Here is a 20511-nt window from a genome sequence, read left to right as displayed (position 1 = left end):
GCCGACGAGGGCGGGGTCGGGTCAGGACTGCGCAGATCCTGGTAGGAAGTGGGTCAGGGGCGGACGGCGGGGACCGGGGGCATCGGCCAGTGGGGGCGGTCGGCGTCGCGGAGGGCGGCCGAGCGTACCGCCGCCAACTGCCGCTCCACCTCGGCGAACTGGTCCGGCGCGAGCGGGCCCCGAGCCAGCGCGGCCGCGTTCTCCTCGACCTGGGCGACGGTACGGGCACCGGGGATCGGCACGGCCCGGTCGCTGCGCGCCCAGATCCACCCGATCGCCCCCTGCGCGAGGGTGCGCCCGTCGGCGGTCAGCGCGTCGCGGACGGCGGCGACCCGGCGCAGCCACTCCGGGGCGGGCCGGCCGCTGCGGAACCACTCCAGCCAGGTCGGCCCGAGTCCGCGTACGTCGTCGCGGGGCAGCGTGGACTCCGGCGTGTACTTGCCGGTGAGCAGTCCCATCCCGAGCGGCCCTCGGGCCAGGCCGGCGAGGTCGTGCTTGTCGCAGGCGTCGAGCATGGCCGGGGCGTCCCGCAGCACCGACAGCGCGTGCTGCACGGCGGCGGCACCGCGGGCGACCTGCGCGAACGCGGCGGCCCGGTCGGCCCGGTCGGTGCTCCACCCGTACGACCGGATCAGGCCGGCGCCGACCAGGTCGTCGAGCGTGCCGATGAGTGCCTCGGCCCGGGGCAGCGGCAGGTCGCCCAGGTGCAGCTGATAGAGGTCGATGCGGTCGGTGCCCAGCCGGCGCAGCGAGTCGGTCACCGCCCGGCGTAGGTAGTGCGGTGAGGCGTTCTCGCCGGTGGCCTGCCGGGTGCGTTCGTCGAACGTGTAGCCGAACTTCGTCGCGATCACCGCCTCGTCGCGCCGGCCGGCCAGCGCCCGCCCCAGCACCCGCTCGCCGTGCCCGGCGCCGTACGTGTCGGCGGTGTCGAACAACGTGACGCCCAGGTCGAGCGCGCGGCGGATCGCGCGTACCGACTCGTGGTCGTCGACCCGGCCCCAGCCCAGCGGGCGGGCGCCCTCGGCCCACGGGCCGCCGATCGCCCAGCACCCCATGCCGAGGGCGCTCACCTCGATGCCGCTGCGCCCCAACTGTCGCTTGTCGACTGCCACCGCCGCATCCTGTCATCTCCCCGGCGACCGCGGGCCGGTTCGTGGCCGAAGAGTCCGGCCGCGATCACGCCGCGTGACGCCAGGCGGCGAACAGTCGCGGTGAACGCGATATGCCTGAGAGTCACGAATATGCCTCTGAGGCATATCGGTGCGAGGCGTCCCTTCGATCCGGCCTCCGACGCAGAAGGCCGCCCGGCGAGCCGTCAGCGGGCGTAGGCCAGCAGCACCGGCTCGTCCTGGCCCGACCAGGTGCCGGTGAGCCCGCCGGAGCCCGGCACCTCGGCCGGCACGGGCCGCCGGACCACCGCCAGCTCGACGTCCCCGACCCGGACCACCGTCACGCCGCCGTCACCCGAGCCGGTCGAAACCGGACCGGTCGGCACCGGGCGGCCGGTACGGCTGCCGGTCAGCCTCATGCTCGCCGGGCGCACCTCGCGCTTCCCGTCGACCTCGAAGTACTCCTCGGCCTGCCCGGCGTCGGCGAGCACGGCGGCGGCCAGCAGCGGTGGGTACACCGGGTCGCCGCAGGCGTCGTACACCCAGCGGCGGCCGAGCACCGAGTGCTCGACGAGGCCCACGAAGAAGTCGTCCGCCCCGGCCAGCGGCGCGCCCCGGTAGGTCAGCGGCACCTGGAGCACCGGGCCGTCACCGGCGCGCACGAGCAGCGTCTCGACGCCCACCTCGCCGGCCGGGTCGTCGAACCGGTACGCCGCGACCCGGCTGACCTCCGCGCCCGCCTCGCCGGCGAACCAGGACCGGCCGGGCAGCCAGGGTACGAGCAACTCCAGTTTCGAGGGGCGCAGTTCCGCGCGGTGCAGGAGAGCCATGCGCAAGATCGTACTGTCGGGGCGGGCCCCCGTCAGGCCGCCGACCACGCCTTGGCGAGCAGTTCCCGGGTGTCGGCGAGCAGTTGTGGCAGCACCTTGGTCCGGCCGATCACCGGCATGAAGTTGGCGTCGCCGCCCCAGCGCGGCACCACGTGCTGGTGCAGGTGCGCGGCGATGCCCGCGCCGGCCACGCCGCCCTGGTTCATGCCCAGGTTGAAGCCGTGCGCGCTGGAGACGTGCCGGACCACCCGCATGGCGGCCTTGGTGAACGCGGCCAGCTCGACCGTCTCCGGCTCGTCCAGCTCGGTGTAGTCGGCCACGTGCCGGTAGGGGCAGACGAGCAGGTGCCCGGGGTTGTACGGGTAGAGGTTGAGCACCGCGAACACGTGCTCGCCCCGGGCCACCACCAGGGACTCCTCCGGCGGCAGGCCGGGCGCGAGGCAGAACGGGCAGCCGGCCGGCTTCTCGTATCCGCCCTCGGGCCGGTCCTCGCCGGAGATGTAGGTCATCCGGTGCGGCGTCCAGAGCCGGTCCAGCCCGTCCGCCAGACCGTTGTCGCCGCCGTACCCGGTGTCCCGCTCCGCCCCTGTCACACAGGCGATCCTACGATCCGGCCCGCTCGGCGGCAGGACCGGCGTTGGTACGCGACTCCACCACCTCGCGGACGTGCGCGACCGCCTCGTCGATCGGCACGCCGTTGCGCTGCGAGCCGTCCCGGTAGCGGAACGAGACGGTGCCGGCGGCCACGTCGTCGTCCCCGGCGATCACCATGAACGGGATCTTCTGCTGCTGCGCGTTGCGGATCTTCTTCTGCATCCGGTCGTCGCCCAGGTCCACCTCGGCCCGGACGCCGTGCCGGCGCAGCGTCGCGGCGAAGTCGACCAGGTAGTCGCCGTGCTCCTCGCGGATCGGGATGCCGACCACCTGCACCGGCGCCAGCCAGGCCGGGAACGCGCCCGCGTAGTGCTCGGTGAGCACGCCGATGAACCGCTCGATCGACCCGAACTTGGCGCAGTGGATCATCACCGGCTGCTGCCGGGTGCCGTCGGCGGCCTGGTACTCCAGCCCGAAGCCCTTCGGCTGGTTGAAGTCGTACTGGATGGTCGACATCTGCCAGGTGCGGCCGATCGCGTCCTTGGCCTGCACGGAGATCTTCGGGCCGTAGAACGCCGCGCCGCCCGGGTCCGGCACCAGCTCAAGGCCGGTCTCCAGCGCGCACTGCTCCAGCACGGCGGTGGCGGTCGCCCAGTCGGAGTCGGAGCCGACGAACTTGTCCGGCTTCGACTCGTCGCGGGTCGACAGCTCCAGGTAGAAGTCGTCGATGCCGAAGTCGCGCAGCAGGCTGAGCACGAAGCCGAGCAGGTGCTTGATCTCGGCCGGCGCCTGCTCCTTCGTGCAGTAGGAGTGCGAGTCGTCCTGGGTGAAGCCGCGCACCCGGGTCAGGCCGTGGATCACGCCCGACTTCTCGTACCGGTAGACCGACCCGAACTCGAACAGCCGCAGCGGCAACTGCCGGTAGGACCGCCCGCGCGACCGGTAGATCAGGTTGTGCATCGGGCAGTTCATGGCCTTGAGGTAGTAGTCGCTGCCCTCCATCTCCATCGGCGGGAACATCGTGTCCTTGTAGTAGGGCAGGTGTCCCGAGGTGTGGAAGAGACCTTCCTTGGAGATGTGCGGCGTGCCGACGTAGTCGAAGCCCTCCTCGATGTGGCGCGCCCGGACGTAGTCCTCCATCACCCGCTTGAGCACGCCGCCCTTGGGGTGGAAGACCGGCAGGCCGGACCCGATCTCGTCGGGGAAGCTGAACAGGTCGAGGTCCGCGCCGAGTTTGCGGTGGTCGCGGCGGGCGGCCTCCTCCAACAGCTTCAGGTACGCCTTGAGCTCGTCCCGGGTCGGCCACGCGGTGCCGTACACGCGCTGCAGCTGCGGGTTCTTCTCCGACCCGCGCCAGTACGCGGCGGCCGAGCGCATCAGCTTGAACGCGCCGATCAGCCGGGTGTTCGGCAGGTGCGGGCCCCGGCACAGGTCCGACCAGCAGACCTTGTCCTCGTTCGCGGCGAGGTTGTCGTAGATGGTCAGCTCGCCGCCGCCCACCTCCATCACCTCGGAGGAGTCCAGCCCTTCCCCCTTGACCTCGATCAGCTCCAGCTTGTACGGCTCGGCGGCCAGTTCGGACCGCGCCTCGTCCAGGTCGGCGAACCGGCGGCGGCGGAACCGCTGGCCGGACTTGACGATCTCCTGCATGCGCTTCTCGAGCTTGGTCAGGTCGTCCGGCTGGAACGGCTTGTCCACGCCGAAGTCGTAGTAGAAGCCGTTCTCGATCGGCGGGCCGATGCCGAGCTTGGCGTCCGGGAAGACGTCCTGCACGGCCTGGGCCAGCACGTGGGCGGTGGAGTGGCGCAGCACGTTCAGCCCGTCCGGGCTGTCCAGCGTGACCGGCTCGACCGCGACCTCCTCGGCCGGGCGCCAGTCCAGGTCGCGCAGCTGGCCCTGCGGATCGCGGACCACCACGATCGCCTTCGGCCCGCTCATCGGCAGGCCGGCCGCGGCCACCGCGTCGGCCGCCGTGGTCCCGGCGGCGACGACGACGGGGTCGGCCACGACGGGGGTACGGGGTGCGGACACGGTGACTCCTGTCGTCGACGGTACGGAAGGGCCGGTGACCGGCCCCTGCGATGCTATCGGTCGCCCGGACCCGGACCGCCGCCGACGCCGGTGCCCGCCTCCGGCGAGTTCCCTGCCGGGTTGAACCTTTTCGCCCCGCCGCCCGAACTACCAGGTGGGGCCGGAGCCGGTACCGGCCCCAGCCGAGAAGGATGGGGACGACCATGAGGATGACCCGTCAGGGCCGGTGGGCGGCGGCGCTGCTGGCGGCGGTACTCGCCGGGGCGGTGGGCTGGCCCGCCGCGGCGAACGCGGCCGGGGTGACCGTCACGACCTCGCCCGCCCAGGTACGCCAGGGCGACGCGATCGAACTGTCCGTGCTGGTGCCGGCGGACAGGCCCGGCACCCGGACCACCCGGATCGAGCTGACCATGCCCGCGGACGCCCCGATCGGCGAGGTGTACCCGCTGTCGGTGCCGGACTGGGCGCCCACCATCACCACCCGCACGCTCGACCAGCCGGTCCCCGGCATGCACGCGGCCGAACTGAACCAGGTGACCCACGCGGTGAGCTGGCTGCGGATGCCCGGCACCGGCACCGGGGCGGCCCGGCTGCCGCTGGGCATGGGACCGATGCCCGCCACCGACCGGCTCACGTTCACCGTGACGCAGACGTACGACGACGGCACTGTGGTCCGGTGGGCGGACCCGGCGGGTGGCCCGCACCCCGCGCCGACGGTCGACCTGCTGCCGCCGCTGCCGGGCACCGTGACGCACGACGGCGCTTCCGGAGCGGGCGGCGCCGGGCACGGCGGGCACGGCGCGCCGGGCGCACCCGGCGGGGCGCAGGGCGGCGCGCAGGGCGGCACGGCACCGGCGGCCGGGGCTGCCGACGACGGGCCGAGCGCGGACCTGCTGCTCGGCGGCGGCCTGCTCGCCGGGCTGGCCGGTGGCGCGGCGATCGGCTGGCTGCTCAGTCGCCGCCGGCGCGACACCATGACCCTGCCGCCCGACGGCAGCCCTACCCCGGACGACAGCCTTTCCCCCGACGCGCCCGCCGCCACCGAGCGTCCGGACGCGGACAACCGCTCCGACTCCCCCGAGCGTGCCCCCGCTCCCGCCGCCGACACCCCGGCACCCGACTCGTCCCGCAGCAGGCCCGCACCCGATTCGCCCCACGGCGGCTCGGAACCGCATTCGTCCAGCGGAGACCCGGCACCGGATTCCCCGGATTCGAGGAGCGCCGCGGACCCCCTCGGCGAGCCCGTCCCCGCTGGTGGTGCACGCCGGAGCGCATGATCGACTCCACTTCGCCGAGGTGGCTGCATCCCACCCCCGCCGACCCCGCCACCTCCCCGAGCTGGCGCGTGCCGGTCGAAACGAACGGAAGTACGGGCGGTCAGGCGGGGGCGGTCAGCCAGCCGGGGAGCGGCTCGCGGGCGGTCAGCCAGCTCTCCGGCACGCCGCCCGGCGCGCCCACCCCGGTGTACGCGGCCACGATCCCGCCCACGATCGCGGCGGTGGTGTCCACGTCGCCGCCCGCCTCGACGCAGACGCGGATCGCGGCGGGGTAGTCGTGCAGCAGCGTGGCGGCGACCCAGAGCGTGAACGGCACGGTGTCCTGCGCGGTGACCCGGGAGCCGTTGCCGAGCGCGTCGACCGCCGCGGCGGCGGAGTGACCGAGCAGCGCGGCGGCCCGGCGTACCCCGCGGTGCACCTCACCGGCCGGGTCGAGCGTCCCGGCGACGGCGGTGAGCAGCCGGGCCGGGTCGGGCCGCCCGCCGTCGAGGCAGGCGCGGGCGGCGAGCGAGGCGGCCACCGCGACTGCCACCGCACCGGCGACGCCCTCCGGGTGGGCGTGTGTCACCTCGGCGGAGGCGCGGGCCTGCCCGGCGGCGCGGCGGGTGGAGTCGGCGTGCCAGGCGCCGAGCGGCGCGACGCGCATCGCGGCGCCGTTGCCGCAGGAGCCCTGCCCGTCGAACGCGGACGCGGCGGCCACCGGCCAGGGCGTGCCGGTGCGGATCAGCCGCAGCACCGTCACCGCGCCCGGCCCGTACCCCCGGTACGGCTCGCAGCGCTGCGCGAACGCCAGCGCCAGCCGGTCCCGGTCGATGCGGCCGCCGGCGGCCAGCTCGGCCACCACCGAGCACGCCATCTCGGTGTCGTCGGTCCACTCCCAGGGTGGTTCGGGCAGCCGCCCGGCGGCGAGGTCGTCCGGGTGCCGGCCGGGGACGAAGAACTGGGAGCCGAGGGCGTCGCCCACCGACAGGCCGGCCAGCGCGTCGCGGGCGAGCGTGAGGCGGGTGTCGGGGAAGAGCGTGAACGTCATCGCCGTCCCAGCTTGCCCGCTTCCCCGGACCGCCGCAACGCGACCGGCTTGCCACGCCGAGTACGGTGCTGACGTGGCAACCGTCCTGCTGGTCGAAGACGACCACGTCGTGCGCGGCGCCATGCTGCGGTCGCTGACCGACCGGGGGCACGCGGTGCACGCCGTCGGCACCGCGCTGGACGCGCTGCGCCGGGTCGCCGCGGAGACACCGGACCTGGTGGTGCTCGACCTCGGTCTGCCCGACCTGGACGGCTCGGACGCGCTGCGCATGCTGCGCGGCATCACCGACGTGCCGATCATCATCGCCACCGCCCGGGACGACGAGCAGTCGGTGGTGCGGCTGCTGCGCGCCGGCGCGGACGACTACATGGTCAAGCCGTTCACCGGGGCGCACCTGGACGCCCGGATCACCACTGTGCTGCGCCGGGCCGGCCGGGCCAGCCGTACCGTCGCGCCGGCCGTGCACACGGTCGGCGGCCTGCGCGTCGACGTGGGCGAGCGCAGCGCGGTGCTGGACGGGGAGGCGCTGGCGCTGACCCGTAAGGAATTCGACCTGCTGGCGTATCTCGCCGCGCGTCCCGGCCGGGTAGTGTCCCGGCGGGAACTCTTGGAGGAGGTATGGCGGCAGCCATCGGTCGGCGAGGACCAGACCATCGACGTTCACCTGTACTGGCTCCGCCGCAAAATGGGCGAGTCCGCGGCGAAGCCGCGTTACCTGCGCACCGTGCGGGGGGTCGGCTTCCGGCTGGTGGCGCCGGACTGAGGTTCAGCCTCGCCGGGCTCACCGCGGGGCTGTGCGGCCTGATCGCGCTCGCCTTCCTCATCCCGCTCGGGCTGACCCTCGCCGACCGGACCCGGGAGGCGGAGCTGGCCGACGCCGCCCGCCGGGCCGCGCTGGTGACCGGCGCGCTCGCGGTCAGCACCGACACCGCGACGATCGAACGGGCGGTGGCCGCCGCGGCCGGTGACGATCCGGCCATGCGCCCGGTCGTGCACGGCATCGGCGCGGACGAGTCCGCCGGTCGCGCCGACCCGCGGGTGCTCGCCGAGGCGGCCGCGCGGCGGCAGTCGGTGGTGACCGAGGTGGACGGCGGGGTGCTGCGGCTGGACCCGGTGGTGCTCGGTGACCGGGTCGCCGTGGTGGAGGTGTTCGTCCCCGACGAAGTGCTCGACTCCGGGGGCGGCGGGCGGTGGCTGCTGCTGTTCGCGATCGGCCTGGCGCTTGTCGGCGCGGCGGTCGCCGTGGTCGACCGGGTGGCGGCACGGGCCGTGGACGCCACCGGCGATCTGGTCAAGGCGGCGCTCGCGGTGGGCGACGGCGAGCTGGGGGTACGGGTCGAGCCGACCGGCCCGCGTGAGCTGGCCGAGGCCGGGCACGCGTTCAACCGGATGACGGAACGGCTGGTGGCGCTGCGTGCCGACGAGCACGAGCTGGTCGCCGACCTGTCGCACCGGCTGCGTACGCCGCTGACCGCGCTGCGGCTGGACGCCGAGGCGCTGGAGTCCGACGACACGAGCATCGGCACGTTCAGCGAGGCGGAGCTGGACCGGCGACGCGGCATCCGGCGGATCCGGCAGGCGATCGTCACGCTGGAGGGCGAGGTCGACCAGCTCATCAAGACGACCCGCAAGGCGGTCGCCCAGGAGTCGGCGCCGGCGTCGTGCGACGTGAGCGAGGTGGTCCGGGACCGGATGGTCTTCTGGTCGGCGCTGGCCGGGGACCAGAACCGGCCGCACCGGGTGGTCGGGGCGCAGTTCCGCATCCCGGCGCCGGTGCCCCGCGCCGAACTGGCCGCCGCGCTGGACGCGGTGATCGGCAACGTGTTCCGGTACACGCCGCAGGGCACCGCGTTCGAGGTGGCGGTGAGCCGCCGGGACGGCTGGGTGGCGATCCGCATCGACGACGCCGGGCCGGGCATCGCCGACCCGGACCGGGCGCTGCGCCGGGGTGAGAGCGACAAGGGCTCGACCGGGCTCGGGCTGGACATCGCCAAGCGGGTCGCGTTGCAGGCGAACGGTTCGGTGAGCATCGACCGGGCCCGGCTCGGCGGGGCGAGCGTGGTGATGCTGCTGGCCGACCCGGACGCGGCACCCCGGCAGGTGAACCGGTTCGGGCTGGTCGGGCGGATGGCCCGGGAGGCCCGTGAGCCGCGTGCCGGGCGGCGCTGGCCGCGCCCGCGCTGACCCGTGGCTGTGTACGGGCGCAAGTTCTCCTTAAAGGTGGTTTAACGACGGCCGGAAAACCGGCGTGAACTGCCAGGATCGCTGACAGAACCCATCAGTTCCGTCGGCCGGGACGCCCCGTAAGACCTTCCGGCCGACGGATCATGCGCGCGGCGGGAGTCCGGTCCCCCCACACCTCGCTCCCGTCGCGCGCGCTCTCCCGTCGATCCCGGGCGCGAGGTGACCGTCATGCCACCGGCCGTCAGTCGTCTGCTCCGCTGGGCCGCCGTCATCGGCCTGGGCATCGCGCTCACACTCGCGGTCTGGCAGGACCCGGTGCTCGCGCACGGGCCCGTCCGGCCCGCGCCCGCCGCTCCCGGTCCCACCGTCGCGCTCACCGTGCTCGCGCTGTCCGCGATGCTGCTGACCGCGCGGCGCCGGCCGCCCCGGGGATCCCGGCGGCCGGCACCGGTACGGCCGCTCAGCGTGCCGCGCTCCCCAGGTACGCGTCGATCTCGGCGGTGATCCGGGCCTGCTCGGCCGGCGTCAGGAACGCGGCGGCCACGGCGTCGCGGGCCAGCGCGGCGACCCCGTCGGGGCCGAGCCGCAGCAGCCGGGCGGCCACCGCGTACTCGTCGTTGAGCGTGGTGCCGAACATCGGCGGGTCGTCGGAGTTGATGCTGACCGGCACGCCGGCCTCGACGATCCGGGGCAGCGGGTGCGCGTCCAGGCTGGGCACGGCCCGGGTGCGCACGTTCGACGTCGGGGAGATCTCCAGCGGGATCCGCCGCTCGGCGAGGTAGGTCAGCAGCGCCGGGTCCTGCGCGGCGGAGATGCCGTGGCCGATCCGCTCGGCGCCCAGCTCGCGCAGCGCGTCCCAGATCGTCTCCGGGCCGGTGGTCTCGCCGGCGTGCGGCACCGAGCGCAGCCCGGCGGCCCGCGCCTGGTCGAACCAGGGCTTGAACTGCGGCCGGGGCACCCCGATCTCGGGGCCACCGAGGCCGAAGCTGACCAGCCCGTCGGGTCGTTCGTCGAGCGCGATCCGCAGCGTCTGCTCGGCGGCGGGCAGGCCGGCCTCGCCGGGGATGTCGAAGCACCAGCGCAACGCGATGCCGAAGTCGGCCTCGGCGCGCTTACGGGCGTCCTCGATCGCCTCGCAGAACGCCGGCGCCGGGATGCCGCGGTTGACGTGCGAGTACGGCGTGACGGTCAGCTCGGCGTAGCGGACCTGCTGGCGGGCCAGTTCCCGGGCGACCTCGTGGGTGAGCAGCCAGACGTCGTCGGCGTCGCGGATGAGGTCCACCACGCTGAGGTAGACCTCGATGAAGTGGGCGAAGTCGCGGAACGCGAAGTAGTCGGCGAGCGCCTCCGGGTCGGCCGGGACGGGGCTGCGCCCCTCGTGCCGGGCGGCCAGCTCGGCGACGATCCGGGGCGAGGCCGAGCCGACGTGGTGCACGTGCAGCTCCACCTTTGGCAGTCCGGCGATGAAGGTGGGCAGGTCGGTCACGAGTTCTCCTCTGCGCGGGTGCCGGTGCGGGCCACCATGAAGATCCGGCGGAACGGGAAGTACACCTGACCCTGCCGCACCGGGTACGCCTGCGCGAGCCGTACCCCCAGCTCGGCGCGGAAGGCGGCCCAGCCGGCGGCGTCCAGCGCGGCGCGGACCGGGCGCAGCGCGGTGCCCTCCATCCAGGCCAGCACCGGGTGGTCGGCGCCGGTGGCGGGCAGCAGATGCACGTACGTAGTCTCCCAGGCGTCGACCGCGCAACCCGCGTCGGTCAGCAGCGTGGCGTACCCGACCGGCTCGTCGACGGGGGCCTCGCGCAGCTTGCCGGCGAGCGCGTCGCGCCACCGGTCCTGCGCGGCGACGGAGCGCAGCAGCCGGTGTGACGGCGCGTCGAAGTTGCCGGGTACCTGGAACGCCATCCAGGCGCCGGTGGGCAGCGCCGCCGCCCAGCGGCGGAGCAGGTCGCGGTGTTCCGGCACCCACTGGAGCACGGCGTTGCCGACCAGCACGTCCACCTCGGGCTCCGGCCGCCAGTCGCGGACGTCGGCGACCGCGTAGCCGACCGGTCCGCCCTCGGCGGCCGCCCGGGCGATCATCTCCGGGGAGGAGTCCAGGCCGGTGATCCGGCTGCCGGGCCAGCGGGCGGCGAGCGTGGCGGTGAGGGTGCCGGGGCCGCAGCCGAGGTCGACCACGGCGCGCGGGTGCTCGGCGCCGACGCGGGCCAGCAGGTCGTGGAACGGCCGGGAGCGCTCGTCGCCGTAGCGCAGGTAGGTGCGCGGGTCCCACATGGCAGCCTCCAAACCGTACGTACGTCTTGTTAGACGGTACGGCCCGGCGCGCGCCACGGCAAGCCGCTCACTAGGCTCGACCGGATGGAACAGCGCAGCTTCGACCGGCTCGGCCGGCACGTCGGCATCATCGGACTCGGCGCGTGGCAGCTCGGCGCGGACTGGGGCGAGGTCAGCGAGGACGCGGCGCTCGCCGTCCTGGCCGCCGCCGTCGACGCCGGCGTCACCTTCCTGGACACCGCCGACGTGTACGGCGACGGCCGCAGCGAGGCCCTGATCGGCCGGTTCCTGCGCTCCCGCCCCGGGCACGGGCTCACCGTCGCCACCAAGATGGGCCGCCGGGTGGAGCAGACGCCGGAGGCGTACACCCTGGACAACTTCCGGGCCTGGACCGACAGGTCCCGGGCCAACCTCGGCGTCGACACGCTCGACCTGGTGCAGCTGCACTGCCCGCCCACCGCCGTCTTCGCCGACGACCGGGTCTTCGACGCCCTCGACACGCTCGTCGCCGAGGGCCGCGTGGCCGGGTACGGCGTCAGCGTGGAGACCTGCGACCAGGCGCTCACCGCCATCGCCCGGCCCGGTGTGGCGAGCGTGCAGATCATCCTCAACGCGGTCCGGCACAAGCCGCTGGAGCGGGTGCTGCCCGCCGCCGCTGCCGCCGGGGTCGGGATCATCGCCCGGGTGCCGCTGGCCAGCGGCCTGCTCTCCGGGCGGTACGACGAGAACACCACCTTCCCGGCGAACGACCACCGCACGTTCAACCGGCACGGCGAGTCGTTCGACGTCGGCGAGACGTTCTCCGGTGTGGACTACGACAGCGGCCTGGAGGCGGTACGCCGGCTCGCGCCGCTGGTCGGCGACGACCGCACGATGGCGCAGTTCGCGCTGCGCTGGATCCTCGACCAGCCCGGCGTGACTGTGGTGATCCCCGGCGCCCGCTCCCCCGAGCAGGCACGGCGCAACGCCGAGGCGGCCGGGCAGCCGGCATTGACCGAGGTGGAGCTGGCCGCGGTGCGGGCCACCTACGACGAGCTGATCCGCCCGCAGGTGCACGACCGGTGGTGAACCGGCCGCGCGGCGCGGCGTCGCCGGGCGCCGGCGGCGGGCATGCTGGAGCGGGACTGTCGTCGGAGGGGGAACGATGAGGGGTTGGTTCCGGCTCACAGTGGGGCTGCTCGCCGTGGTGATCGGCGCGTTGTGGACGGTGCTCGGCCTCGGCTACGTCGAGGGCAGCGTCATGAGCGACAAGCGGATCTGGGCGATGGTCGGCCCGGTGCTGGTCCTGTTCGGACTGGCCGGGCTCTGGTGGGGCATGCGGGCGCGGCGCCGCTGAGGCGCGGCAAGGCGAAGCCCCGCCTCCCGTACGGGATGCGGGGCTTCCGGCACCGGCCGGCGCGGCCGGTGCGGTCAGCTCAGATGGGGCGGACCTGCTCGGCCTGCGGACCCTTCTGACCCTGGGCGATCTCGAACTCCACCCGCTGGTTCTCCTCCAGCGTGCGGTAGCCGCTGGTCTGGATGGCCGAGAAGTGGACGAACACGTCAGCACCCCCGCCGTCGACGGTGATGAAGCCGAAGCCCTTGTCAGCGTTGAACCACTTCACGGTTCCCTGCGCCATGTGTATCTCCTTCTAAAACTGGCGGCCGAGCACGCCGTGCGGCCGATTGGCCGTTTTCGAGCAGCGGTGCCTGAGGCGGCCCCCAATGCAGGAGACTTCTCTCAACCCACGCGTCTCTCAACAGCGTGAGAAAGCAAACCACGTACGCAAAAACTTCGCACAGCCTAGCGGACGAAATTCTCCGACATGTGACCTGAAGGTCGCGCGGACGGCGCTGCGCGGCCCCGCCGGAGCCATGCGAAAGGCCCCCTCCCCGCGCTCGGGAAAGGGGCCTTTCCGGCCTTTTCGTCAGTCCGGCCAGCGACCTGTCAGCCGGCGTACGCCCACCGCTCCGCCCCTGTCGACGGCGGCCCGCACCACCGAGAAGATGGCCCCCTGCAGGGCCGCGGCGGCGAGCACCTCGCCCCAGCGGCGGTCCTCGTCGGTGGCGCTCGGCGCCTCGCCGTCGCCCGCCGTCACCTTCCAGACCTGGCGGAAGATCGCCCCGGCGACGGCACCGGCGGCCAGGCCGAGCAGCACCCCCACCGGCTTGTACGCCGCCTTGCCGATCCTGCCGCTCACCTGCGCCTCCCTCGGACGATCACCAGCACCACCGCGGTCACCAGCGCGCCGGCCGCGATGGCCGCCCACGGCAACGGGTTGCGCCCGACCGCCTCACCCTTCTCGTACGCCTGCGCCCGGACCAGCCGGGCGCGCTGGGCCGCCCGCCCGCGCACCCGGGCCGCGGTCAGCGACGCCTGCTCGCGCATCCGCGCCTTCGCCTGCTCAGCCGAGTGCCGCACCAGCGCCTTCGGATCGGCCCTGGCCGCGAGCAGCTCCATCGTCTCACCGAGCTCCACCCGGGTCCGGCGGATCTCCTCCCGGAGCGCCGCCACGTCCCCGGTCCCGTTACCGGTCATGCCCGCCTCCCGTCCTTCACCGCGGCGGTGACCGTGTCGACGTCAGCCCGCACGCTGCGGACCGCCGCCTCAGGCACCGGCGGGACGGCACGGCTGACCTGCTTCTTGCCCACCAGAGCCAGGATCCCGGCGAGCAGGAACAGCGCCACCGCCACGATCAGGGCGGCCAGCCACGCCGGCATGACAAGCGCCAGCAGCAGGATCACGGTGGCGACCAGGGCGCCGGCTCCGTAGAGCGCCATCACCCCGCCGCCGCCGAACAGACCGATCCCGATTCCGGCGTGCTTGCCCTTCTGGGTCAGCTCCGCGCGGGCCAGGGCCAGCTCGTCCCGCACCAGGCGGGTGACCTGCTCGGTGGCGCGCTGTACCAGTTCGGCGGTGGACGGCTCGCTCCCGGTCCGCGACGTGCTGCGACTCGCGACGTCAGCCATGCTGTCCTCCTTTCGTCATCACCGCGCTGTATGCCCGGAGTCGCCGCCCGTCAATCCTGCGCGGAGCAGCCGGTCCGCCCGGCCGCGCGCCGCCGGAATCCGGTGCCGGGCACCGGATCCGGGGCGTGCGCACCACGTCCCCCGCAACCGCCCGGCCAAACCCGTCCGGCCGGAAAGCCGCCCGTACGCGCCGAACCCCCGGCGCCGTGGGCGGCCGGGGGCTCCGATCGGGGTACGGGTCAGCGACGCGCCTCGGCGTGCTCCTCCCGGCCCACGAACACCTCGCTGCGCGCCTCGCCGTCGTCGCTGCCGCCGAAGACACGCGCGTCGTCGGGCGCCTCGGTGCCGGTCGGGCGGCGTACCGGGCGGCGCGGCTGCACCGCCTGCCAGGGCAGCAGGCCGTTGACCTCGCCGACCTCGGCGCGCAGCCGGGGCAGGGCGGTCGGGCGCTGGTCGCGTACCCAGGTCACCAGGTGCTCGCGGACCAGGCACCGCAGGTCCCACAGGCTGCCCGCGTCGGCGGCGCTGACCAGCGCGCGGACCTTGACCATGCCGCCGGTCGCGTCGGTCACCTGGAGCACGCAGACCCGGCCGTCCCACAGCTCGGTGCCCTCACACAGGCGGCGCAGTTCCTCCCGCATCGCCTGCACCGGGACGGCCCAGTCCAGCTCGAACTCGGCCGTGCCGAGCACCGCCGCCTCGGTCCGGGTCCAGTTCTGGAACGGCCGGCTGGTGAAGTACGAGGTGGGCAGGATCAGCCGGCGGTCGTCCCAGATCTGCACCACCACGTAGCTGAGCGTCAGCTCCTCGATCCGGCCCCACTCCCCCTCGACCACCACCACGTCGTCCAGGCGTACCGCGTCGCTGAACGCGAGCTGGAGACCGGCGAAGACGTTGGCGAGCAGGCTCTGCGCGGCCAGCGCGGCGACCGCGGCGATCACACCGGCGGAGGTCAGCACACCGGCGCCGACGCCGCGTACGGCCGGGAACGTCATCAGCATCACGCCGACCGTGAGGATCACGATCACCGCGATGGTGAGCCGGCGCAGCAGCACCACCTGCGTGCGCACCCGGCGGGCGTGCCTGTTGTTCGGCACGTCGACCCGGAACCGGGCCAGCGCGGTGTCCTCCGCCACGACCAGCAGCGAGGCCACCAGCCAGGCGGTGGCGGCGATCGTCGCGAGCACCAGCGTGTGCAGGACGAACTGCCGCCACGGGCTGCCGACCGCGTACGCGGTGGTGAACCGGACCGCGAACTGCACCGCGGCCACGGTGAGGGCGAGCTGGAACGCGCGGTGCGCGTGCTCGGTCAGCTCGGTCATCAGCAGCGAGCGGCGGCCGAGGCGGCGGATGACGCGGTGCACCACCTGGGCCAGCACCAACGCGATCGCCGCCGCGGCGAGCGCGGCGGCGACTGTCACGACGTAACTCTGCACGAACTCTCTCTCCCTCCGACCGGGCGGGAATCGGGCAAAGGCCCAATGGTGCCCGGCGGCCCGGGTATCGACCAGGATCAGACCTTGCGGTACCGGGACTGGAAGAAGCAGTAGACACCGAACGCGGCGATGCCGAGCGCCATGAGCGCCAGCAGCCACGGCCCGTACGACTGGTCGCGCAGCGTCCGCAGGGCGGCGTCCAGGCCACGCGCCTTCTCCGGGTCGTAGTTCACCGCGGCGACGACGACAAGCACGCCGGCGATGGCGAAGACGGCGCCCCGGGAGGCGTAGCCGGCCATGCCGAGACGACGGGTGAGCTGGCGGGTCTTCGGGCTCATCTCGCCGGTCTTGAGGTTGCGCTCGAACTTCTTCTTCAGGCCGTAGATCACCATGCCGACGCCGAGCGCGGCGAGCGCGAGCCCGGCCAGCCCGACCAGCCACCGGCCGCCGTCGGAGGCCATCAGCTTCTCGGAGAGCTGCTGCTGCTGGTCCGAGGCGTTGGAGCTGGCGTCCTGGAAGACCTTGATCGCGGTCCAGCCCAGCCAGACGAAGACGACGACCCGGACCGCCGAGGCGATCCGTTCGAACAGTCGTTCCTTGCCGGTCCTGGAGACGTGGCCGGAGATCGCCTCGAACGCCTGCCAGATCGCCATGGCGAACAGGCCGACCGCGACCGCGATCAGGAGGAACTTCCCGAGCGGCTGTTCACCGAGGGTGCGCAGCGCGCCGTTCTGGTTTCCCTCCTCGCCCGAGTTCCCGAAGGCGATCTGCAGCGCCAGCCAGGCGAAGAGGAGGTGCACCACCCCGTATCCGATGAATCCGGCACGGGTCAACAGTTCGAGCCACCGGCTGTTTCGAGCCTGTGCGGCGGTGGCTCCGGCATTCCGGGTGAGAGACATGAGCCCTCAATCTCCCGGCGGGCGATTTTCCAAACGTCGCCGCCCGCCGGGACGGCCGAAACGGATCAGCCGGCGAGGTCGCGGGCGACCCGCAGCACCACCTGCTGGTCGGTGACGCTGTCCAGGCTGACCTGGAAGCCGGCCACCTCGGTGGCCTGCTGACCCACGGTGAGCGAGAGCTGTTCCCCGGCGACCTCGACGGTCACCTGGTCGTCCTGGGCGCCGATCAGCTTCGCCTCGACGCCGAGGATCCGGGCGCTGGCCTCCACGCCACGGTCGAAGGTGATCGTGCAGGCGTCGAGGCCGCAGTCGGTCTCGGCGCCCTCGGAGCTGCATCCGGCGAGCAGTGCGGCGCCGAGGGCGAGACCGGCGAGCAGACCGGCGGCGCGACGGGCGGGGGCGGAGGTGGCGCGTCGGATCGTCACCCGTCCAAGGATAGGCGGCGAACGCCACGGCGCCCTCGCGGGCGGGCGCGGGACGGCCACGCCGGGCGGGGCGTCCGGGGTGCGCGCTAGGGTGCCGGAATGGCTTTCGACGTCGCCCGGGTCCGGGCCGCCTACCCTGCCCTGAGCGAGGGATTCGCCCACTTCGACGGCGCCGGGGGCACCCAGACCGCCGCCGCCGTCGTCGAGGCGGTGGCCGGGGCGATGCGCGCCGCGACGGGCAACCGCAGCACCGCCTTCCTGCCCGGCCGCCGGGCGCTGGACCTGGTCGCCGGGGCGCGGGCGGCGGTCGCCGACCTGCTCGGCGCGCAGCCGTCGGGCGTGGTGCTCGGGCCGAGCGCGACAGCGCTGACGTACACGCTGGCCCGGACGCTCGGCGCCGGCTGGCGTCCGGGCGACGAGGTGGTCGTCTCCCGGCTGGACCACGACGCGAACGTCCGCCCGTGGGTGCAGGCCGCGCAGGCGTCCGGCGCCACGGTGCGCTGGGCAGAGTTCGACCCGACGACCGGTGAGCTGCCCGCCGGCCAGTACGCCGACCTGGTCACCGAGCGGACCCGGCTGGTCGCGGTGACCGCGGGCAGCAACGCGATCGGCACCGTGCCGGACGTGGCGGCGATCGCCAAGACCGCGCACGCCGCCGGCGCACTGGTGTGCGTGGACGGCGTGCACTCGGTGCCGCACGGCCCGACCGATGCGGCCTCGCTCGGCGCGGACTTCCTGGTGACCAGCGCGTACAAGTGGTCCGGGCCGCACCTGGCGGCGATGGTCGCCGACCCGGCGCGGTGGCAGGCGCTACGCCCGGCGAAGCTCGTGCCCTCCGCCGACGCGGTGCCGGACCGGTTCGAGTACGGCACGCCGAGCTTCCCGCTGCTGGCCGGGGTGACCGCCGCGGTGGACCACCTGGCCGGCCTGGATCCGGCCGCGACCGGCGACCGGCGGGAGCGGGTACGCGCCGGGCTGGCCGCCGCGCAGGCGCACGAGGAGGCGGTCTTCGACCGGCTGCTCGCCGGGCTCGCCGACCGCCCGTTCGTGACCGTGTACGGCGCACCGGCCCGGCGCTGCCCGACGGTGTCGTTCCGGGTCGCCGGCCTGACCCCGGCGCAGACCGCGGCGGCGCTGGGTGAGGCAGGCCTGTGCCTGTCGCACGGCGACTACTACGCCTACGAGTACTTCGAGGGCATGGGCCTGCGGAGCAGCGGCGGGGCCGTGCGGGCGAGCGTCTACCACTACAACACCGTCGACGAGGTGGACCGGCTGCTGGTCGAACTGGACCGGCTGGCCGGGCCCGGAGGGAGAATGATCCGGTGAGCTTTCTGGTCGAGGAGAACACCGCCGAGCGCCGTTTCGAGATCCTGGTGGACGACGCGCTGGCCGGGTTCACCGCGTACACGCCGCGCGGAGAGACGCTGGTGTTCACGCACACCGAGGTCGACGACCGGTTCCAGGGTCAGGGCGTCGGGGCCGCGCTGGTCCGGGGCGCGCTGGACCAGGTCCGCACCCGGGGCGGCCGGATCGTGCCGCAGTGCCCGTTCGTGGCCTCGTTCATCGAGCGCCACCCGGAGTACGCCGACCTGGTGGCCGACAAGCCGTGAGGCCCGGCCCGGCCGGGGGACCTCCCCACCCGGCCGGACCGGGAGTCAGCGCGCCCCGGTCAGCACCTCGGCGGCGGCCCGGGCCGCTGCGGCGGTGGCGCCGTGGGTGGCCAGATGCACCGCGCCGGTGACCAGCTCGGGCACGCCCAGCTCGACCACCACCGCGTCGGGGCGGGCGGCGAGCGCCCGGCGTACCGCGTCCCGCATCCAGTCGTGGCGGTGCAGGTCGCGTACCACGAGCACCAGCGGCCGGCCGGCGGGTGTCGCGCCCGCGTCGGCCGGTACGGCGTCGGCGGCGTAGCGGACGGTGGTGGTGCCGGGCGCCAGGTGGGCCAGCGGCGCGGCGATGCCCCACGGCGTCTCCTCGCCGATGGCGATGTTGCGCGGCGGCGCGAACTCCACCACGTGCGCCGGACCGGTCAGCGGCAGCAGCGCGGCGTCGCCGGTGACCCGTACCGCACGGCGGGCGGCGGCGAGCCCGATCGGTGAGCCGTCGGCGGACGGCGGGCCGGCGACCCGGCGGCCGCGGGCGGCGACGCTCCAGGCGGCGAGCTGACCGACGCGCTTGGCCGCCTCGGCGAGCCGCTCCTCGGGCAGTTCCCCGCTGATCACCGCCGCCACGATCGCGTCGCGCAGCTCGCGGGCGTCGGCCTCGGTGGCCCGTTCCCCGCCCACACAGATCGCGTCCGCGCCGGCCACGAGCGCGCGCACCGCGGCGCCGGTGAAGCCGTACCGGTCGGCCACCGCGCGCATCTCGACCGCGTCGGTGACCACCACGCCGCCGAAGCCCATCTCCTCGCGCAGCAGGCCGCCGAGCACGCGCGGGCTGAGCGTGGCGGGCAGTTCCGGGTCCAGCGCCGGCACCAGCAGGTGGCCGGTCATCACCGCCTGCACCCCGGCGGCCACGGCGGCGCGGAACGGGGCCAGCTCGACCGCGTCGAGCCGGGCCCGGTCGCCGCCGATGCGTGGCAGGTCGTGGTGCGAGTCGACCCGGGTGTCGCCGTGCCCGGGGAAGTGCTTGGCGCAGGCGGCGACGCCGCCGGCCTGGAGGCCGCGTGCCCAGGCGGCGGTGTGCCGGGCGACCAGGTCCGGGTCGGCGCCGAAGGAGCGCACCCCGATGACCGGGTTGGCCGGGTTGGAGTTGACGTCGGCGTCCGGGGCGTAGTCCAGCGTGACGCCGACGGCCGCGAGTTCGGCGCCGAGGTCGCGGGCGACCTCCTCGGTCAGCGCCGGGTCGTCGACAGCGCCGAGCGCGTAGTTGCCGGGACGGGAACTGCCCCGGGCGGACTCGATCCGGGTGACGTCGCCGGCCTCCTCGTCGATCGCCACGATGACGTCCGGCCGCTCGGCGCGCAGGTTCGCGGTGAGCGTGGCGACCTGCTCGTGGTCGACGACGTTGCGGGCGAACAGGACCACCGAGCCGAGGCCCTCGCCGAGCCAGCGGCACACCCACGACGGCGGTGTGGTGCCGACGAACCCCGGTTGCAGGACGGCGGCGGCGAGCGCCGCCAGGTCTCCGGTCGATCCCTCGGTCCGCTCGCTCATGTGCTGTCGTACCCCCGTCTCCCCCACGGACCCGCCGGGGCCGGCGGGTGCTGACATGGTCACACCGCACCGCTAAATAGTCAACAATCCTTACTGTTAGCCGCTGGCGCCCCCGGACCTCGCGTGGGAGAGTTCCCACATGTCCGTTCAGCCGCTCGCCGACGCCACCAGCGCCGCCGACATCCCCGGCGTACGCCTGCTCGGCCTGGTGGTCGGCGGCCTCTTCCTGCTGATCGCGATCCGGGCCATGTTCCGCCGCTGATCCGCGCCCCGGCGGTGAGCGGCGGTGCCGGTTTCGCGCGGGATCGCCGGGGGTAG

At 74.3% G+C, this 20511-nt stretch carries 24 protein-coding genes; 9 read left to right on the top strand and 15 right to left on the bottom strand.

What is annotated here, in order from left to right; all coding sequences use genetic code 11:
* Positions 1-53: 53 nt before the first annotated feature.
* From IRY44_RS15180 to thrS, 4 genes are all read right to left on the bottom strand, one after another.
* Positions 54-1112, bottom strand: coding sequence for an aldo/keto reductase (locus tag IRY44_RS15180; RefSeq protein ID WP_194801031.1), 1059 nt, complete (start codon positions 1110-1112; stop codon positions 54-56).
* 203 nt (positions 1113-1315) lie between these two features.
* On the bottom strand, positions 1316-1939 hold the full coding sequence (locus tag IRY44_RS15175) for a hypothetical protein (RefSeq protein WP_194801030.1): 624 nt from the start codon (positions 1937-1939) through the stop codon (positions 1316-1318).
* Positions 1940-1971: 32 nt separating this feature from the next.
* Positions 1972-2532 (bottom strand): HIT domain-containing protein, encoded by a 561-nt coding sequence (locus tag IRY44_RS15170; protein WP_370584947.1) that lies wholly within the window; start codon positions 2530-2532, stop codon positions 1972-1974.
* A gap of 10 nt (positions 2533-2542) precedes the next feature.
* On the bottom strand, positions 2543-4564 hold the full coding sequence (thrS, locus tag IRY44_RS15165; protein WP_194801029.1) for a threonine--tRNA ligase: 2022 nt from the start codon (positions 4562-4564) through the stop codon (positions 2543-2545).
* A gap of 203 nt (positions 4565-4767) precedes the next feature.
* On the opposite strand from thrS, the gene IRY44_RS15160 reads away from it, so the two are divergent.
* Positions 4768-5841 (top strand): YcnI family protein, encoded by a 1074-nt coding sequence (locus tag IRY44_RS15160; protein ID WP_228532084.1) that lies wholly within the window; start codon positions 4768-4770, stop codon positions 5839-5841.
* 100 nt (positions 5842-5941) lie between these two features.
* On the opposite strand, the gene IRY44_RS15155 is transcribed toward IRY44_RS15160, so the two are convergent.
* Positions 5942-6871, bottom strand: a complete 930-nt coding sequence (locus IRY44_RS15155) for an ADP-ribosylglycohydrolase family protein (RefSeq protein WP_194801028.1) — start codon at positions 6869-6871, stop codon at positions 5942-5944.
* A 73-nt stretch (positions 6872-6944) separates the two neighbouring features.
* On the opposite strand from IRY44_RS15155, the gene IRY44_RS15150 reads away from it, so the two are divergent.
* The 3 genes from IRY44_RS15150 to IRY44_RS15140 all read left to right on the top strand — a co-directional run bounded on the left by IRY44_RS15150 (position 6945) and on the right by IRY44_RS15140 (position 9559).
* On the top strand, positions 6945-7634 hold the full coding sequence (locus tag IRY44_RS15150; RefSeq protein ID WP_013285422.1) for a response regulator transcription factor: 690 nt from the start codon (positions 6945-6947) through the stop codon (positions 7632-7634).
* 29 nt (positions 7635-7663) lie between these two features.
* Positions 7664-9055: a HAMP domain-containing sensor histidine kinase gene (locus IRY44_RS15145; RefSeq protein ID WP_194801054.1), complete on the top strand. Its 1392-nt coding sequence runs from the start codon at positions 7664-7666 to the stop codon at positions 9053-9055.
* A gap of 228 nt (positions 9056-9283) precedes the next feature.
* Positions 9284-9559: a hypothetical protein gene (locus tag IRY44_RS15140; protein ID WP_135239358.1), complete on the top strand. Its 276-nt coding sequence runs from the start codon at positions 9284-9286 to the stop codon at positions 9557-9559.
* Here IRY44_RS15140 and IRY44_RS15135 read toward each other — a convergent pair.
* A complete protein-coding gene (locus tag IRY44_RS15135) occupies positions 9516-10541 on the bottom strand; it encodes an adenosine deaminase (protein WP_194801027.1) in 1026 nt (341 codons plus the stop codon). The genes IRY44_RS15140 and IRY44_RS15135 overlap by 44 nt on opposite strands.
* The gene (locus tag IRY44_RS15130; protein WP_194801026.1) at positions 10538-11329 is read right to left on the bottom strand and encodes a trans-aconitate 2-methyltransferase; all 792 of its coding nucleotides are present in this window, start codon (positions 11327-11329) and stop codon (positions 10538-10540) included. The genes IRY44_RS15135 and IRY44_RS15130 overlap by 4 nt, the downstream gene beginning before the upstream one ends.
* An 84-nt stretch (positions 11330-11413) precedes the next feature.
* Between IRY44_RS15130 and IRY44_RS15125 the strand changes: the two genes are divergently transcribed.
* Both IRY44_RS15125 and IRY44_RS15120 read left to right on the top strand, forming a co-directional pair.
* A complete protein-coding gene (locus IRY44_RS15125) occupies positions 11414-12397 on the top strand; it encodes an aldo/keto reductase (protein WP_194801025.1) in 984 nt (327 codons plus the stop codon).
* A 76-nt stretch (positions 12398-12473) separates the two neighbouring features.
* Entirely contained in the window at positions 12474-12665 is a 192-nt protein-coding gene (locus tag IRY44_RS15120) for a hypothetical protein (RefSeq protein WP_194801024.1), read from the top strand.
* 79 nt (positions 12666-12744) lie between these two features.
* Here IRY44_RS15120 and IRY44_RS15115 read toward each other — a convergent pair whose 3' ends face one another.
* The 7 genes from IRY44_RS15115 to IRY44_RS15085 form a co-directional block, all read right to left on the bottom strand.
* On the bottom strand, positions 12745-12948 hold the full coding sequence (locus tag IRY44_RS15115) for a cold-shock protein (protein ID WP_007075740.1): 204 nt from the start codon (positions 12946-12948) through the stop codon (positions 12745-12747).
* Positions 12949-13236: 288 nt separating this feature from the next.
* Entirely contained in the window at positions 13237-13509 is a 273-nt protein-coding gene (locus IRY44_RS15110; RefSeq protein WP_194801023.1) for a DUF4235 domain-containing protein, read from the bottom strand.
* Positions 13506-13847, bottom strand: a complete 342-nt coding sequence (locus tag IRY44_RS15105; protein WP_194801022.1) for a DUF3618 domain-containing protein — start codon at positions 13845-13847, stop codon at positions 13506-13508. The genes IRY44_RS15110 and IRY44_RS15105 overlap by 4 nt, the downstream gene beginning before the upstream one ends.
* The gene (locus IRY44_RS15100) at positions 13844-14278 is read right to left on the bottom strand and encodes a phage holin family protein (protein ID WP_013474843.1); all 435 of its coding nucleotides are present in this window, start codon (positions 14276-14278) and stop codon (positions 13844-13846) included. The genes IRY44_RS15105 and IRY44_RS15100 overlap by 4 nt, the downstream gene beginning before the upstream one ends.
* Positions 14279-14517: 239 nt before the next feature.
* Positions 14518-15714, bottom strand: a complete 1197-nt coding sequence (locus IRY44_RS15095) for a mechanosensitive ion channel family protein (protein ID WP_194801021.1) — start codon at positions 15712-15714, stop codon at positions 14518-14520.
* A 77-nt stretch (positions 15715-15791) separates the two neighbouring features.
* Positions 15792-16613, bottom strand: coding sequence for a DUF1206 domain-containing protein (locus tag IRY44_RS15090; protein ID WP_194801020.1), 822 nt, complete (start codon positions 16611-16613; stop codon positions 15792-15794).
* A 65-nt stretch (positions 16614-16678) separates the two neighbouring features.
* A complete protein-coding gene (locus IRY44_RS15085) occupies positions 16679-17038 on the bottom strand; it encodes a hypothetical protein (protein WP_194801019.1) in 360 nt (119 codons plus the stop codon).
* Between the two features lie 99 nt (positions 17039-17137).
* On the opposite strand from IRY44_RS15085, the gene IRY44_RS15080 reads away from it, so the two are divergent.
* A complete protein-coding gene (locus IRY44_RS15080; RefSeq protein WP_194801018.1) occupies positions 17138-18364 on the top strand; it encodes a cysteine desulfurase-like protein in 1227 nt (408 codons plus the stop codon).
* Entirely contained in the window at positions 18361-18648 is a 288-nt protein-coding gene (locus tag IRY44_RS15075; RefSeq protein WP_194801017.1) for a GNAT family N-acetyltransferase, read from the top strand. Before IRY44_RS15080 ends, IRY44_RS15075 begins: the two co-directional genes overlap by 4 nt.
* Positions 18649-18693: 45 nt before the next feature.
* On the opposite strand, the gene IRY44_RS15070 is transcribed toward IRY44_RS15075, so the two are convergent.
* Complete coding sequence (locus IRY44_RS15070; RefSeq protein ID WP_194801016.1) at positions 18694-20193, bottom strand: glycoside hydrolase family 3 protein; 1500 nt, start codon at positions 20191-20193, stop codon at positions 18694-18696.
* Positions 20194-20332: 139 nt separating this feature from the next.
* On the opposite strand from IRY44_RS15070, the gene IRY44_RS31050 reads away from it, so the two are divergent.
* Positions 20333-20455: a hypothetical protein gene (locus IRY44_RS31050; protein ID WP_255533053.1), complete on the top strand. Its 123-nt coding sequence runs from the start codon at positions 20333-20335 to the stop codon at positions 20453-20455.
* Positions 20456-20511: the final 56 nt, after the last annotated feature.

The sequence above is a fragment of the Micromonospora sp. ANENR4 genome (assembly GCF_015354395.1).
Classification (GTDB): domain Bacteria; phylum Actinomycetota; class Actinomycetes; order Mycobacteriales; family Micromonosporaceae; genus Micromonospora; species Micromonospora aurantiaca.
This window is presented reverse-complemented; position numbering and strand designations above follow the sequence as displayed.